Annotated in this window: 19 protein-coding genes, 1 tRNA gene, 1 pseudogene and 1 riboswitch; of the genes and pseudogenes, 11 read left to right on the forward strand and 10 right to left on the reverse strand. The window is 41.3% G+C overall.

Features of this window, described 5'->3' with window-relative positions; translation table 11 throughout:
• Window positions 1-10 precede the first annotated feature (10 nt).
• The 5 genes from M2353_RS05895 to M2353_RS05915 all read right to left on the reverse strand — a co-directional run bounded on the left by M2353_RS05895 (window position 11) and on the right by M2353_RS05915 (window position 2646).
• Complete coding sequence (locus tag M2353_RS05895; protein WP_008348434.1) at window positions 11-454, reverse strand: CotY/CotZ family spore coat protein; 444 nt, start codon at window positions 452-454, stop codon at window positions 11-13.
• A gap of 212 nt (window positions 455-666) precedes the next feature.
• The gene (locus tag M2353_RS05900) at window positions 667-1158 is read right to left on the reverse strand and encodes a CotY/CotZ family spore coat protein (protein WP_008348432.1); all 492 of its coding nucleotides are present in this window, start codon (window positions 1156-1158) and stop codon (window positions 667-669) included.
• Window positions 1159-1305: 147 nt separating this feature from the next.
• Complete coding sequence (locus tag M2353_RS05905) at window positions 1306-1791, reverse strand: spore coat protein (RefSeq protein ID WP_008348431.1); 486 nt, start codon at window positions 1789-1791, stop codon at window positions 1306-1308.
• Window positions 1792-1879: 88 nt separating this feature from the next.
• Window positions 1880-2215, reverse strand: a complete 336-nt coding sequence (locus tag M2353_RS05910; RefSeq protein ID WP_024720135.1) for a hypothetical protein — start codon at window positions 2213-2215, stop codon at window positions 1880-1882.
• Between the two features lie 44 nt (window positions 2216-2259).
• The gene (locus tag M2353_RS05915) at window positions 2260-2646 is read right to left on the reverse strand and encodes a spore coat protein (protein WP_007498962.1); all 387 of its coding nucleotides are present in this window, start codon (window positions 2644-2646) and stop codon (window positions 2260-2262) included.
• 177 nt (window positions 2647-2823) lie between these two features.
• Here M2353_RS05915 and M2353_RS05920 point away from each other — a divergent pair, with 177 nt between their 5' ends.
• The 5 genes from M2353_RS05920 (at window position 2824) to spoVIF (ending at window position 4296) form a co-directional block, all read left to right on the forward strand.
• Window positions 2824-3174 (forward strand): DUF1360 domain-containing protein, encoded by a 351-nt coding sequence (locus tag M2353_RS05920; protein ID WP_035700339.1) that lies wholly within the window; start codon window positions 2824-2826, stop codon window positions 3172-3174.
• A 71-nt stretch (window positions 3175-3245) separates the two neighbouring features.
• Window positions 3246-3374: a hypothetical protein gene (locus M2353_RS05925; RefSeq protein WP_008348422.1), complete on the forward strand. Its 129-nt coding sequence runs from the start codon at window positions 3246-3248 to the stop codon at window positions 3372-3374.
• An 84-nt stretch (window positions 3375-3458) separates the two neighbouring features.
• Window positions 3459-3680 carry a hypothetical protein gene (locus tag M2353_RS05930; RefSeq protein ID WP_284725111.1) on the forward strand — a complete coding sequence of 74 codons (222 nt, stop codon included), beginning with the start codon at window positions 3459-3461 and terminating at the stop codon, window positions 3678-3680.
• A gap of 84 nt (window positions 3681-3764) precedes the next feature.
• Window positions 3765-3902, forward strand: coding sequence for a YjcZ family sporulation protein (locus M2353_RS05935; RefSeq protein WP_008348419.1), 138 nt, complete (start codon window positions 3765-3767; stop codon window positions 3900-3902).
• A 136-nt stretch (window positions 3903-4038) separates the two neighbouring features.
• A complete protein-coding gene (spoVIF, locus tag M2353_RS05940) occupies window positions 4039-4296 on the forward strand; it encodes a sporulation-specific transcription regulator SpoVIF (protein ID WP_008348417.1) in 258 nt (85 codons plus the stop codon).
• Between the two features lie 16 nt (window positions 4297-4312).
• Here spoVIF and M2353_RS05945 read toward each other — a convergent pair whose 3' ends face one another.
• On the reverse strand, window positions 4313-6622 hold the full coding sequence (locus M2353_RS05945; protein ID WP_284725112.1) for an ATP-dependent helicase: 2310 nt from the start codon (window positions 6620-6622) through the stop codon (window positions 4313-4315).
• A gap of 126 nt (window positions 6623-6748) precedes the next feature.
• Between M2353_RS05945 and M2353_RS05950 the strand changes: the two genes are divergently transcribed.
• Window positions 6749-7006, forward strand: coding sequence for a hypothetical protein (locus tag M2353_RS05950; RefSeq protein ID WP_008348414.1), 258 nt, complete (start codon window positions 6749-6751; stop codon window positions 7004-7006).
• 83 nt (window positions 7007-7089) lie between these two features.
• On the opposite strand, the pseudogene M2353_RS05955 reads toward M2353_RS05950, so the two are convergent.
• The 3 genes and pseudogenes from M2353_RS05955 to M2353_RS05965 form a co-directional block, all read right to left on the reverse strand.
• Window positions 7090-7525 (reverse strand): annotated as a pseudogene (locus M2353_RS05955) (GNAT family N-acetyltransferase).
• A 6-nt stretch (window positions 7526-7531) separates the two neighbouring features.
• Window positions 7532-8047 (reverse strand): YjcG family protein, encoded by a 516-nt coding sequence (locus tag M2353_RS05960; protein ID WP_024720139.1) that lies wholly within the window; start codon window positions 8045-8047, stop codon window positions 7532-7534.
• A gap of 52 nt (window positions 8048-8099) precedes the next feature.
• Window positions 8100-8840 carry an esterase family protein gene (locus M2353_RS05965; RefSeq protein ID WP_019743058.1) on the reverse strand — a complete coding sequence of 247 codons (741 nt, stop codon included), beginning with the start codon at window positions 8838-8840 and terminating at the stop codon, window positions 8100-8102.
• Window positions 8841-9060: 220 nt separating this feature from the next.
• Window positions 9061-9182, forward strand: a riboswitch (SAM riboswitch).
• A 79-nt stretch (window positions 9183-9261) separates the two neighbouring features.
• Here M2353_RS05965 and M2353_RS05970 point away from each other — a divergent pair.
• The 3 genes from M2353_RS05970 to M2353_RS05980 all read left to right on the forward strand — a co-directional run bounded on the left by M2353_RS05970 (window position 9262) and on the right by M2353_RS05980 (window position 11756).
• Window positions 9262-10380 (forward strand): methionine biosynthesis PLP-dependent protein, encoded by a 1119-nt coding sequence (locus tag M2353_RS05970; RefSeq protein WP_284725113.1) that lies wholly within the window; start codon window positions 9262-9264, stop codon window positions 10378-10380.
• Window positions 10377-11555, forward strand: a complete 1179-nt coding sequence (gene metC / locus M2353_RS05975) for a cystathionine beta-lyase (protein WP_017367031.1) — start codon at window positions 10377-10379, stop codon at window positions 11553-11555. The genes M2353_RS05970 and metC overlap by 4 nt, the downstream gene beginning before the upstream one ends.
• 128 nt (window positions 11556-11683) lie before the next feature.
• Window positions 11684-11756: transfer RNA gene (locus M2353_RS05980), tRNA-Val, on the forward strand.
• A 130-nt stretch (window positions 11757-11886) separates the two neighbouring features.
• On the opposite strand, the gene M2353_RS05985 is transcribed toward M2353_RS05980, so the two are convergent.
• Window positions 11887-12534: a site-specific integrase gene (locus M2353_RS05985; protein WP_159159549.1), complete on the reverse strand. Its 648-nt coding sequence runs from the start codon at window positions 12532-12534 to the stop codon at window positions 11887-11889.
• A 63-nt stretch (window positions 12535-12597) separates the two neighbouring features.
• On the opposite strand from M2353_RS05985, the gene M2353_RS05990 reads away from it, so the two are divergent.
• Both M2353_RS05990 and M2353_RS05995 read left to right on the forward strand, forming a co-directional pair.
• Entirely contained in the window at window positions 12598-12933 is a 336-nt protein-coding gene (locus M2353_RS05990; protein WP_284725114.1) for a YopX family protein, read from the forward strand.
• A 27-nt stretch (window positions 12934-12960) separates the two neighbouring features.
• The gene (locus tag M2353_RS05995) at window positions 12961-13311 is read left to right on the forward strand and encodes a hypothetical protein (protein WP_284725115.1); all 351 of its coding nucleotides are present in this window, start codon (window positions 12961-12963) and stop codon (window positions 13309-13311) included.
• Window positions 13312-13359 lie beyond the last annotated feature (48 nt).

Here is a 13359-nt window from a genome sequence, read left to right on the forward strand (position 1 = left end):
ACTTTTTTTGTTAGCAGCTACGGTTGATGAGTCTTGGATTTAAGCACTCGATTGCGCAGAAGCAGTCAAGGTCTACTTCAATGCAATATTTTGATTTTTCTAAACGGAACACATCACATACGGAATCTTTATCTGTAAAATCTAAAATATGACGATCTTTGTCAAATGCAATAAGCAAGCTGAGTGTTGCGCAGTGATCAGAGATGTGTTCGACTCTGAAAAATGCAGTGCTGAAGCAAGGGCCAGCATCTACTTCTCCGACGTTTCCGAATGCGACGAATGGTTTTGATTTTGAGGTAAATAGAACAAACGGGACAGTGTCACCTAATGAATGTGATGGAGAAAGGAGATTGCTGTAACAGCTGGTTGGGCAATCCTCTTCGACGGCATTTTGTAAGTCGTTTATGTTTTCAACAGCCTCTGCTACACAGTTCCATGAATGTTTGCGGCTCATATTCAACCCTCCTATACAAGGAAATTTGTTTGAGTGTTTGAGCACTGTCATCATCATCTATAAGCTTTATTACGTGTCTCGCCGGTTGATGCATCTAATGTCAATCAATGCGGAAGCGGCCGCCTTTTGCTGACTGCTCCGCATGATTGGTTGTCATTCGTGAGGAAGGGGATGCTTTGACTTATGACAAGTTAGATGAGCGGGCGATTGGTTTAGCCGTGGTGATGATGCTTTTTATCTTTTGTTGGCATGACTCTGTCGACAAGTTCTGGATTTAAACATTGGATCGCGCAGAAACAGTTCAAATCAACTTCGATACAAAAGTCCGCTTTTTCTAAACCAAAGAAGTCAGGATCGCAAGGGTGACAAACGCTTAGCGTATGTCCGTGTACATCAACAGGTCTTAATACAGATAATGTGGCACAGCAGTCATGCAATTTTTCAACCCGGAAGAAAATGGATTCGAAGCATTGGCAATCGTCAACAAATCCTCCAATGTTTCCGAAAGTAGAGAACAATCCGCCCTTTTTATCAAAAAGTAAAAACGGAATCGTATCTTTTCCAGAAACTGTCGGGCTTAATAAATTACTGTAGCAGCTCGTAGGACATTTATCTTCTACAGCTTCCTGCTCTGCTAAAATCTTATCAACCGCATCGCATACACAGTTTTCATCATGTCGGCCATGGTGTTTTCCGCAGCTCATGGATTTCAGCTCCTTTAACAAGGTATTTGACTTTAGTCCTTAACAACATATGTATGCGCCCTCTAGTTGGTGTGGGTAAATGACTATTTATCTTTGTTGTATTTTTAGAAAAAGGAAAAGCAGAGCTTTTCGCTCTGCTTTTGTACATTAGAGGATACCAATTGCAACGATCGTCGCAACAAGTGTCTGTGTAAGCGTTTGGATGGCAATAGAGATGTCTGCATCGATTGTAGAGACTGTAACGTTTCTAGAGTTTTCGATGACAAGTTTCTGGCGATTTGTTTGTTTGTGGCTAGCTGCTTGCAATAGATCTTGCGTGACGCGGTCAGCTAGGTCACCATCAGCGATTGAGATGTTTGTAATGGTGATGATCGCTGTTTGAACAGCTGCTTGGATAGATGCTGCAACCTGTGCATCAACAGAAGAGACGTTAATGTCACAAGAATCTCTAACGATAATGACTTCCTCAGATGTCTGCTTTGTCACACTCACTTGATCAAAGTCTTGTAAAACATCTTCATCATCATAATAGTGGCCGTCACAAACTGCTTTTCTTTCGTAGTTATGATGGTAATCGCCGTGGTGTGTACAGTTGCGATCTAGAGCGACCCAAGAGTATGGTTTAGAATCCATTTCTTTTCCTCCTTCCGTTTACTTTATTAAATGCTGGAATGATTGGTTTTGTCTCGGGCATTTATCCTAGCAGGCAACCCATTTTTATTTAATCGTTATTTTGCTGCGCTTGACGACGTTGCTGGATACGTTCTCGAAGTGAATTTCGTTTAGGGCGCACTTGTGGTTCAGGCTCGACCTCTTCTGCATGTTTTGCTGCCTCTGCCTGACGCTTTTTCTCTTGCTGCTGCTGTACGAAATCATCTGCTTTCTTTTGTAAATCCTGAACCAGCTTCAAAATCATCTTTCTTTGATCTTCTGAAAGGTTTGCTTTCTGATCATCTGTGACATTATTTTTGTTTAAAATATCACTCACAAGAAGGCTTGTTAATGGATCAACATCAGTGTTGATTTGAAACTCCTTTTTTTCGTTCTCTTCAGCCACGATTATTTCACCTCTTTCATACGTGATGTTAGAAAAAGAAAGGGTCAAAGAATGCCGGCTTCAACTAAAAGTACATTCAGTGTTTGAGTGAGAATTTGTACGGAGTTCATAATGGATGCATCAGATAATGTAATCGTGACGTTATAACAATTGATGATTTGAATCACTGTTTTCTTTTGAACTGTCACTTGTTGTGCAGCTAAAAGCTGTTCTGTGATGTCTGCAGCCAATTCATCATCTGGTACAAGAATTTGAATTAAAAGAGTAATGATTGTCGTTACGGTCGCTTGAAGGGAGAGTGCGGCTGTTACATCTGTTTTATGAATCGTGACATTTTCGGAATCCTTGATCTCGATGAAATCATCATAATTGCTGATTAATTCGTTCAACAGTTGTGTGTATAATAAATCAGCACTTTCTTCAATAGACAATACTTTCACTCCTTTCTTATCTATACATTATTTAATGCAGCAGAGGCTCAAGGTGGAATCGGAAAGCATGAAAAAGTACAACCCAATTTTATTTGCACCCGATTCATCATGGTGGTCTTTCTTTTTGCATATATAAAGAAAGGACGGAAAAAGAAGAATGAAGGAGGTGGAGGTTCCATGAGCGGCGCTTTGTCATTTGCTATATTTGCCCTCGCATCCTTTAGGCTGACGAGATTGATCGTGTTTGATACGATTACAGCCCCCTTTCGCCGTCTATTTCATGAAGAGCAAGAAGAGGTAAACGAACAAGGTGAAGTCGAGACCTATATCGTCATTAAGGGGAAGGGACTGCGATCTTGGATAGGAGAGCTGTTAAGCTGTTATTGGTGTACGGGTATGTGGTGCACTGCTGCTTTACTACTGATATACATATTTTTTCCTGTCATCAGCATGTGGCTTAATTTACTATTAGCGATTGCCGCAGCAGCAGGCTTGATTGAAGCAGTCGTGTCGAAGCTTGTGAAATAAACAGGCATTCTGATCAGACACGCTTAAAGAAAATGCATATACTAACATGGAATAGGAAAGGAAGGGTTGCGATGAAACCAACTGAAACACCGTCACATATGCTTCAAGGGTATCCAGCGCAGTCAAATCAACAATCTGTATATACGAAGAAAATCAAGAAGACGGGCTGCGGCTGCGGGAAGAAAAAGAAACCTCAATAGGGAAAAACAAAAGCCGGATTTATCCGGTTTTTTTGTTGCCCTTTTTTTGGGTGATGCATATGTAAGAGAGAAGGGGTGACCAGAATGGATGCATTCGAACAATTAATCGGTTCCTTGTTCACTAAACCCCATGATGGGAAAGAGCAAGCGCACGAAAAAGCTGAAATGGATCTAGCGAAAAAAGCGAAGGATCTTGAAGAGCACTTAAAAGTATTTGGCGAGAAAATGGATACTTTTGCGAAAGAAACAGAAGCATTCATGATCCGTCATGGAGAGGCAGATTACGTCTTTAAACAGCAGAAATAAAAATTCCGCACTTTTTTATGTGATCGTCCAAACCATTTCATGTATTTTTCATATTTTGTAAGGGAGAAGAGGAGGTGCTTAAATATGAGTTGTTACGGTTACGGTGGCGGTTATTGCGGAGGTTATGGTGGCGGCTACGGCGGCGGTTATGGTTCAACTTTTGTTCTTGTCGTCGTGCTTTTCATCCTTCTAATCATCGTTGGTGCTTCTTTCTTTAACTAAACAGTAAGAAGGTGAGGGAAGCAATAGGGAAGCCTTTTGCTTTCCTTTCTCTTTGCTAACAAGGCAGCAGGATAGGCACATATCTCGCCTATTTTCATATAGTAAGGTGATTACTCCACAAAGAGGAGGCAAAGGAATGGATAATAAGTTCTTTAAAAGTGTGGAAAATAAAACAGGTGTAAATATGAATGATGTCTTTAAGCTTGCAGGTTCTTTGCAAAACGCGAACTTTAAAGATGAGAATACCGTTCGAGGTGTCATTAAAAAAGTGGCGCAGCTTGCAAACAAACGTGTACCTAAAGAAATGGAAGACAAAATCGTTCAATCGATTACAAGTGGAAAAGAAAAGCTTGATTTTAATACAATCGCTAAAATGATGAACAACAAAAAATAAACAACAGGCTCTCCATTTAAAGGGGGGCCTGTTGTTTTTGTGTGAATAATTCACGATTTTTCTTTAAAAGAGGGTACAAAAAGCGGGAGCGGTGAGCAGTTTTTCCTCTTCTATATGATGGAACGGATAGATAAAGGGATTGTTCTGCTCTCGTCATGGCAACGTATAATAAGCGCCGCTCCTCTTCAATGGCTTCTTCATCACCGCTTCTCAGCTCATCAAGTGCAAAGTCATGAGGGAGCGCCCCATCAACCACGCTCGTGATGTACACTGTTTGGAATTCTAGTCCCTTCGCACGGTGGATCGTCATGAGCTGAACGCCTGGTTCATCTGATTTTTCCTTTTCAGCAGATTTCATATGTTCGGCATGAGCGAGGAAGGCTTCAATTGTTTCAAAACGTTTCGCCGCTGTTTTCACATCTCGTACATCATCTGTTCCTTTTTCAAGCACATTCGTATCATTCACGCGTTTTTTTAAAAAATCACCAAGTCCCATCCTTTGTTCAATAAACGCTACAGCTTCAGATGGCTTTAACGATTTTAACGTTCGAAACAGGGGAACGATCGATTGCAGTTTTTTGCGCTGAAACGGCTGAATGTCTGTTAGCTTTCCAAGTGCCTCTACCATAGAACAATCTTCCGTAATGGTCAGCGCCTTCAGGGTATTCAGTGTTTGCTGCTTTAAAAAGAAAACGGGCAGCAGCTGCTTCATTGCGGCGACATCATCTGCATCCTGACTTAGCGAAAGAAAAGCGAGCAGCACCCGAACAATTCTTCTGCTATAAAAGGCTTTTACGCCAGCATCGGTTTGATACGGAATCGCCGATTGATGAAGACGTTCATAAATCGCACGGCCTCCTGTATTCGTTCTAAACAGCACGCAAAAGTCATTCGGTTTTGCACCGTTTTTAATTTTCTCCTGAATATCTGCTACGATCATGGTCGCTTCCTCTTCCTCGTCATATGGATAAAAAAGAGTCGGCGGAATTTTCTCCACGCGAACGGCTTTTAACGTTTTCTCGTAACGATGCTGGTTCTTCTTAATAATGGCGTCTGCACTTGCGACAATCGTATGATGAGAGCGGTAATTTGCATGTAAATGGACGATCTCGGCCGAAGGATAATCCTGTTTGAAGTCAAGAATAAAAGCAGGATTGCTTCCTCTAAATGCATAGATGGCTTGATCATCATCGCCTACACAAAATAGCTGCTCGGATTCTCCAGCTAAAAGCTGGATTAATTGATATTGTACGGGATTAATATCTTGAAATTCATCTACTAAAATATACTTGAATCGTTCTTGATATTGTTTGAGCAATTCAGGCTGCTTAGTCAGCATGTGTAAGCAGGCAATCGCCATGTCATCAAAGTCAAATTGCTGATTTTCACGCTTTTGCTGTTCGTATGACTGATAGATTGTCCACATTTGCTTTTCCTTTTCATCTTTCAGCTCAGGAAGTTCGTCTGGTAAAAAAGCATTTTTCCAATAGCCGATTGATTGCAGCACTTGATCGGTTGGATAGTCTTTTTCATCAAGTCCTTCATGCATGATCGCTTTGCGAATATACTGCTCTTTTTGCCAGTCGAATTTAATCAAATGCTGTCCATTCCATTTGCCCCGATCATCGTGAAGCAGCATTTTATAAAATAGACTGTGGAATGTGCCTGTCACAACTTGGCTCGCCTGTGATGGATGAAGCTGATACTGCATACGCAGTCTTTCTTTCATTTCACTGCTTGCTTTTGTGGTGAAGGTCACGAGCAGGATATGGTGAGCAGGGATTTGATGGTGCGACATCAGATAAGCAGCTCTTGCTGTCAGTACCCTTGTTTTCCCGCTGCCGGCGCCAGCCAGCACAAGCATCGGACCGTCTTTGTGTGTGACAGCTTGAAGCTGCGGTGCGCTAAAGGTGATGTGTGGAAAGAGGTCAATGGTATGCACTTCTTCATTCTTTTCTAAATGAAAGGTTTCGCCAAATTGAATGGATCTTGGTTCCTGCCAGTCATCCGGTTCTTCTGTTTGTGAGATGATCTGTTTGCCGGTTGGAAAGCGAAAGCCGCCAAGTTCTTTGTAGGATGCATGTTCCTCTCGTTCAGCCGGTTTCTTTTCCTCTTGTTGTTCTCTTTTTTCGCAAATCTCTTGCTGAGATATTTGCTTATGGATAAAGGCAGGTGCTTCATGTATATTTAATCTAAAAAAGACGGATTGTCCGCAATATGGGCAAGATAAATGCCCTTTTTTCCCCTCATCATGGAGGAATTGATAGTGTTCTCTCGAATATGTATGTAATGAGATCGTTCGATCATGTCGTCGTGCGCATTTCAAAGCTAGTCCTCCAATAGTCAATCAATCTTAAAAAGAAACACATCTAATCATATCAAATGAGGCGTGTTTCAAACAGTCATAATTAGGGAATAGTAGAGTAGAAGAGAAGCAAAGGAGGCGTTCTTGATGGGATATATAGCCCCGATTCAGCCGGATCTGTATTTTCAATATATCAATCGTCCTGCTCCTCAGGATAAAGAAGACTATGCGAAAGTGACGAAGGTCACCCGCACCTTTCATGACAAGGTATACAGAGAGCTGGAGAAAAAAGAGGACTTAGTGACAGAAGCGGAAACGAAAGTACAGCAAAAAAAGCGGGAACGTTTTGTACGAGATATGTTTATGGAAGAAGGTAAGGGCGTTCATATCAATACTTACGTCTAAATGACTGCGCTTTCTTCCTGAGCGAACGAGATGGAATCAATAAAAAGCCAGAGCATCCATGATGCCCTGGTTTTTTATTTTCGTTAAACGGAGAGTGTTTTTGTCATTTTGACATGTGTAATCCCTGCTTCTTCAAACGGTTCTGAAATGGCTTTGTAGCCTTTCTTTTCGTAGAAAGGAAGAGCTTGGACTTTGTGCATGCATGACAGCTTCTTTCGCTCCGTTTGCCATCGCTTCAGACTCAAGTGCTTCTAAAAGCTGGTGGCCAAGACCGAAAGAGCGCGCCTCTTTTAATACACAAATTCGTTCAAGCTTTGCCTTATGACCTTCAATTATGCGCAGTCTAGCAGCAGCTTGTGGTTTGTTGTCATCATTATAAATGACAAAATGAATGGCTTCGTCCTCAAGTTCATCAATTTCGATCTCTAACGGGACTTCTTGTTCTTTTACGAAAACTTCTTTTCGAACATAATAAGCATCTTCTCGTTGTGTTTGTTCTTTTACGATGACTGTATTCAAATGTCTTTAACCCTCTTCTCCTAAGATAAATGTTTCATAAACGGTCCAAGAACCGTTCTCTAATTGATATAAAAGGTGGAAGCGGTCAACCGTTTCCTCGTGGTCAATTTTTCTCAGCTTCAATGTGCCTAGAACGTCTGAATGCTCATCGTCTGATAACTTTTGAGCCACTGTCACATGCGGAACAAATGCATATTCAGGTGTACCAGCAAGCGGATCAGTGTACAACTTCTCATTGAGAGTCATTAATTCTTCGTTCGGTTCTACTTTCATATAAATCACGTTGTTTACAGGAGCGAATGAACTGAATTTTTTAATACGTAACGTAATAGGAGAAGCATTTTTTGCGTACTCTCGCAAGGTGGAGACGACCTCAGCTGCTTCTAGATCCGTTAATTCAAAAGGTGTTCTTAATGTTAAATGAGGTGGTATGAGTGCATAGTTCGGATCATAACGTTTCCGATAAGAGTTCGCAATGTCTTGCAATTTTTTTGATGGAAATAAAACAACTCCGTATTTCATCATGTTCCCTCCTGATTAAGAAAGTATTTATTATTTTTTATTATAACAAAATTCAGTTGATTAACGAATATGGGAGCATTCTTTTTAACGAAGGTGAAATGAGCGGCTGCCAAAACGTCCATTTATGATCGCCTTCGAATGTCTCAAATAAATAATCCGCACCGGACTTCTCCAAAAGGACCTTTAATTCTTCGTTCGGCTGAATAAAGTCTAGCACTTGCCCATCTGTCGTTTTCACAGCTGTTTCTTCTAACCCGATTTGATGGATAATGGCATAATGAGCAAGGGATGATGACTGTTTGACTGCTTGCAGAACCGACTCATCCACGTAAGGAGACTGCAAAATCAGTCCGCCAAATAACGAAGGATAATCAATGGCTGTCATAAGTGAGATCGTAGCACCTAATGAATCACCAATAAATGTACGACCTGATCCAACTTGATACGTTGGATAGTGTTCATCAATATACGGAACTAGTTCATTTGCCAAAAAGCGTTTATACGCCTCGAACTTTGGTCCGTCTGGATGATACGTATTTCGTCTTTCAGTAACATTTTCATATGGGACACCAATGATAATCGAGCGTTCCATTTCTTTGTTTTGCATTAATTCTTCCGCTTGTCTGCCTATTTTACCTAGACGGAAATAATCATGACCATCTTGTGCAATGATGACATGATATGTATAAAGGGGGGAGTAATTGACTGGCAAATAAATCAAAATGGTCATATCTGCCCCAAGTTCTTTTGACTGTAAGGTTTCTTCTTGAATGATGCCTGTTTTCTTCACCATAATCCATTCCTCCAGCTAACCAAATTCATCATAAGTGAAACGTTTCCATTCATTGTAACACGAAAAACAGCGTTGTTCCTATATGCTAACATGCAATCAAATTGGCTGACATCCAATCTGCTACAAAATACAGAAAATTTTAATTAATCGTTACATTTCCCCTTGAAAAATGAGGTTTAATGCGTTACAGTATTAAGAATTAGAACAGACAGACAACACATTCTTATCGTGAGAGGTGGAGGGACTGGCCCTTTGAAACCTCAGCAACCGGTATGCATCACTTCATGTGATGTACCAAGGTGCTAAATCCAGCAAGCAGCTTTTTTGCTTGGAAGATAAGAGGAAGCGATTAAACCCCTTCTTCTTATGAAGAAGGGGTTTTTCTGTTTTGAAATTAGATTTTTACTTAGGATGGTGTCAAATGACAGAACATGTGGAAACGAAGTTAGCGCAAATTGGAAACCATAGCGAAGAGGTGACTGGTACTGTCAGTCCTCCCGTTTATCTTTCAACAGCTTACAGACATAGAGGCATTGGGGAATCAACAGGATTTGATTATATTCGGACGAAAAACCCAACAAGGCAGCTTGTAGAAGATGCGATTGCTTCACTCGAAGAAGGAACGGCCGGTTTTGCCTTCAGTTCGGGAATGGCTGCCATCCAAACGATCATGGCGCTGTTTGAGAGCGGGGATGAACTCATTGTTTCATCAGATTTATATGGCGGTACATACCGTCTATTTGAAAACGAATGGAAAAAGTACGGACTGCGCTTTGTTTATGATGATTTTTCAGATGAAGACTGTTTACGCTCTAAAATGACGCCAAATACAAAAGCCGTCTTTATTGAAACGCCAACAAACCCACTCATGCAGGAAGCGGATATTCAAAAGGTTGCGAAAATCGCAAAAGAACACGGTGCATTGGTCATTGTGGATAACACCTTTTATACGCCCGTCTTGCAAAAACCGATTACACTTGGAGCGGACATTGTCATTCATAGTGCCACCAAATATTTAGGCGGACATAACGATGTTCTTGCCGGACTTGTCGTCACAAAAGGAGAGAAGCTATCGGAAGACATGTTCCAGCATCAAAACGCCATTGGGGCGGTTTTATCTCCATTTGACTCATGGCTTTTAATGAGAGGAATGAAAACATTGGCGCTGAGAATGCGTCAGCACGAAGCAAATGCGAAGGAATTAGCTGATTTTCTAAAGCAGCAGCCTGAAATTCAAGATGTCCTTTACCCAGGAAAGGGAGGCATGCTGTCATTCCGAGTAGCCAAAGAGGACTGGGTCAATCCATTTTTGAAGCAGCTGAAAACGATTTGTTTTGCTGAAAGCCTTGGCGGAGTCGAAAGCTTCATTACGTATCCTGCAACGCAAACCCATATGGACATCCCAGAAGAGATTCGCATCGCAAACGGTGTTTGTAACAAATTGCTCCGTTTCTCAGTCGGGATTGAGCATGTGGAGGATCTAAAAGCAGACCTGAAACAGGCACTATCAAATGTGAAAGAGGAGGTACACACGAAATGACCACACATGATTGGACACTCGAAACACAACTCGTTCATAATGCGTTTAAAACAGACCGCTCAACAGGTGCAGTCAGTGTACCGATTCAACATGCATCGACGTTTCACCAAAGTAGCTTCGATGACTTTGGTCAATATGACTACTCCAGATCAGGCACCCCTACACGTCAGGCATTGGAGGATACCATTGCAGCGCTAGAAGGAGGAACGAGAGGGCTTGCCTTTGCGTCAGGTATGGCAGCCATTTCAACTGCTTTTCTTCTATTATCAAAAGGAGATCATGTCCTTGTCACAAGAGATGTGTACGGCGGGACTTTCCGAATGATCACCCAAGTGCTTTCAAGATTTGGGATTGAGCATACCTTTGTGGACATGACCAATTTGAATGAAGTGAAACAAGGCATTCAATCAAATACAAAAGTCATTTACATGGAAACACCGTCAAACCCTACACTCGGTATTACGGATATTGAAGGTGTCGTACAGATTGCGAAAGAACATGACTGTCTGACTTTCTTAGATAATACGTTTTTAACACCTGCGCTTCAACGTCCGCTGGACCTTGGTGTTGATGTTGTGCTGCACAGCGCAACGAAATTTTTAAGCGGCCACAGTGATGTACTGTCAGGCTTAGCCGTGGTGAAAGATGAGAAGCTAGGAGATGAACTTTATTCGCTGCAAAACTCCTTCGGCGCGGTACTTGGCGTACAGGATTGCTGGCTTGTGCTTAGGGGATTAAAGACCCTTCAAGTCAGATTAGAAAAAGCCAGTCAAACCGCATTAGAACTAGCTTCATTCCTCAAAGAACATCCTGCGGTCAAAAAAGTATATTACCCAGGATTAGATGATCACCCAGGGGCAGACATTCAGCGGAAACAGGCGAGCGGTGCAGGTGCTGTTCTTTCATTTGAACTAGAAAACCAAGCGGCTGTCAAAGAATTGGTCGATGGCGTCACATTACCTGTATTCGCCGTCAGCCTCGGAGCAGTCGAATCCATTCTTTCCTATCCGGCCAAAATGTCCCATGCCGCTATGCCAAAAGAAGAAAGAGAAAAAAGAGGCATCACGGATGGTTTACTTCGATTAAGTGTGGGCGTAGAAAACGGAGAAGACCTCAAAAGGGACTTCAAACAAGCACTAGATCAACTAAAGCCCGTCCTTGTGAACCAATCATAAAAGTTAGTGAAAAGCCGGTGCAGATACCGGCTTTTTGCCTTTTTTGAACAAAACCATTGACGACTGATCATGATGGTTATATAATAGAGACTGTCAGTAACAGAAAGCCCAGAACTGATACATAACCCGATTCCGTAGCTCAGCTGGGAGAGCGCTACCTTGACAGGGTAGAGGTCGCTGGTTCGAGCCCAGTCGGAATCATCGTTGAAACCCTTGCCTAGCAAGGGTTTTTTTGTTTTTATCTTTCCACATAAAACAAAGATTTCGACTTGTGGGGCCATTCTTTCAAAAAAAGTTATGAAATTGATCAAATGGTCTATTAATATTTAAATTAATTTGCGGTTTCGCTACGAGCTGTTTTAAACACATCGAATTTATCAGCTGTATCTTTATCAACTTTTTCTGTTACATGACTATATGTGTCAGAAAGAACTTTAAGGCTTTCATGACCACTTCTTTTTTGGATGGCTTTCATTTGAGCACCAGCTTCAATAAGAAGAGTAACCATTGTATGCCTTAGATCATGAAGTCTTATTTCTTTTATCTCAGCTTTTTTTCTAAACTTATCCCATCGAGCGGTTGGAGTTGTATAGTAAAATGGTTTTCCGCTGCCGTTGTGGAATAAAAATTCAAATGTACCGCCTTCCCATTCTTCACCAACTTTCATCTTTTCTTTCCTCCACCACAAATAATATTTCTGTAAATCTTCCATATACCATTCAGGCATTGAAACGAAACGACTTTTTTTGTTTTTAGTGGCTTTTATATATGCTTCTCCATTTTTAGTCTTGGACAAACTGCGGCTTATATTCAATCCTCCTTTATCCCAATCAACGTCTTTCCATTCTAAAGCCAGACCCTCACCTCTTCTTGTACCGGCAATTAACGTTGTTAAAAAATACATTCTCCACCAAATAGGCTCTAATTCATATAGTTTAGAAATGCACAAAGCAGCTTCTTCTGAATCAAAAAATCCCATCTCTTTTTTTCGATTTTTGGTGGTTTTAGTCCTTTCATAGGGTTCTCAGGAAGGATACAACGAATGTTCTACAATGTCCAATCAGGTATTTATATGGTTCCAGATGAATTTGACAGTTTTAACGACATACTCGGGTTAGCACGTTATAAAGTGATGCAGTTCACAGGATTGAAGGATTGTAACGGCGTTGAGATTTATGAGGGGGATTTCGTAAAAATCATCTCAGCCTACAATGGACAAGAGATAATAGCAACAGTTAGATATGAAAATTCTCTTGCGTCATTTGTGTTTGAAACAGGAGAAGATCAAGGGTATTCGAGAATTGATGCAAGTTTTAAAGGGATCGAAGTCATCGGGAACATCTATCAAAATTCTGATCTATTGGAGGAAACACAATGAACGAAAAACAACCTGATCATTACAAAAGTGATTGAAAAACTACATCGCCAGCAGGAAAAAGGCCTGCAAAAGTACGGGGTTGAGGTTGAAACCTCATCCCACGACTTAAAAGGATGGTTGCGACATGCGCAGGAAGAAGCAATTGATTTTGCGACATACCTTGAAACGGCCATTCAGTTGCTGGAAGAACAGGTTAATAGTAAAGACGAGGAAATGAAGTTTTATGAGGTAAACGAGCCGTATTACGCACTGATCAAAGCGAAAAACGATGAAAATGCTATGACAATCTATACTGATGTTGTCGCTGATGATGATGGCGGATTATCAGAAGAAATAACCGAAGTTACAGAAGCATATGCAACAATCATATACAGCTGAGTAAATGGAGAGGACAACAATGTGATCCCGGTCAAAGAAGTGCTTGAG

Source organism: Bacillus aerius (assembly GCF_029894105.1).
In the GTDB taxonomy this organism is placed as follows: Bacteria; Bacillota; Bacilli; order Bacillales; family Bacillaceae; genus Bacillus; species Bacillus altitudinis.

Bases quoted from the DNA above. Each gene is read 5' to 3' on its own strand.
- M2353_RS05905 (WP_008348431.1), bottom strand. From the start codon at position 1,791: ATGGATTCTAAACCATACTCTTGGGTCGCTCTAGATCGCAACTGTACA.
- spoVIF (WP_008348417.1), top strand. From the start codon at position 4,039: ATGGATAATAAGTTCTTTAAAAGTGTGGAAAATAAAACAGGTGTAAAT.
- M2353_RS05895 (WP_008348434.1), bottom strand. From the start codon at position 454: ATGAGCCGCAAACATTCATGGAACTGTGTAGCAGAGGCTGTTGAAAAC.
- M2353_RS05990 (WP_284725114.1), top strand. From the start codon at position 12,598: ATGTTCTACAATGTCCAATCAGGTATTTATATGGTTCCAGATGAATTT.
- M2353_RS05950 (WP_008348414.1), top strand. From the start codon at position 6,749: ATGGGATATATAGCCCCGATTCAGCCGGATCTGTATTTTCAATATATC.
- M2353_RS05925 (WP_008348422.1), top strand. From the start codon at position 3,246: ATGAAACCAACTGAAACACCGTCACATATGCTTCAAGGGTATCCAGCG.
- M2353_RS05960 (WP_024720139.1), bottom strand. From the start codon at position 8,047: ATGAAATACGGAGTTGTTTTATTTCCATCAAAAAAATTGCAAGACATT.
- M2353_RS05935 (WP_008348419.1), top strand. From the start codon at position 3,765: ATGAGTTGTTACGGTTACGGTGGCGGTTATTGCGGAGGTTATGGTGGC.
- M2353_RS05900 (WP_008348432.1), bottom strand. From the start codon at position 1,158: ATGAGCTGCGGAAAACACCATGGCCGACATGATGAAAACTGTGTATGC.
- metC (WP_017367031.1), top strand. From the start codon at position 10,377: ATGACCACACATGATTGGACACTCGAAACACAACTCGTTCATAATGCG.
- M2353_RS05965 (WP_019743058.1), bottom strand. From the start codon at position 8,840: ATGGTGAAGAAAACAGGCATCATTCAAGAAGAAACCTTACAGTCAAAA.
- M2353_RS05970 (WP_284725113.1), top strand. From the start codon at position 9,262: ATGACAGAACATGTGGAAACGAAGTTAGCGCAAATTGGAAACCATAGC.
- M2353_RS05985 (WP_159159549.1), bottom strand. From the start codon at position 12,534: ATGGGATTTTTTGATTCAGAAGAAGCTGCTTTGTGCATTTCTAAACTA.
- M2353_RS05930 (WP_284725111.1), top strand. From the start codon at position 3,459: ATGGATGCATTCGAACAATTAATCGGTTCCTTGTTCACTAAACCCCAT.
- M2353_RS05920 (WP_035700339.1), top strand. From the start codon at position 2,824: ATGAGCGGCGCTTTGTCATTTGCTATATTTGCCCTCGCATCCTTTAGG.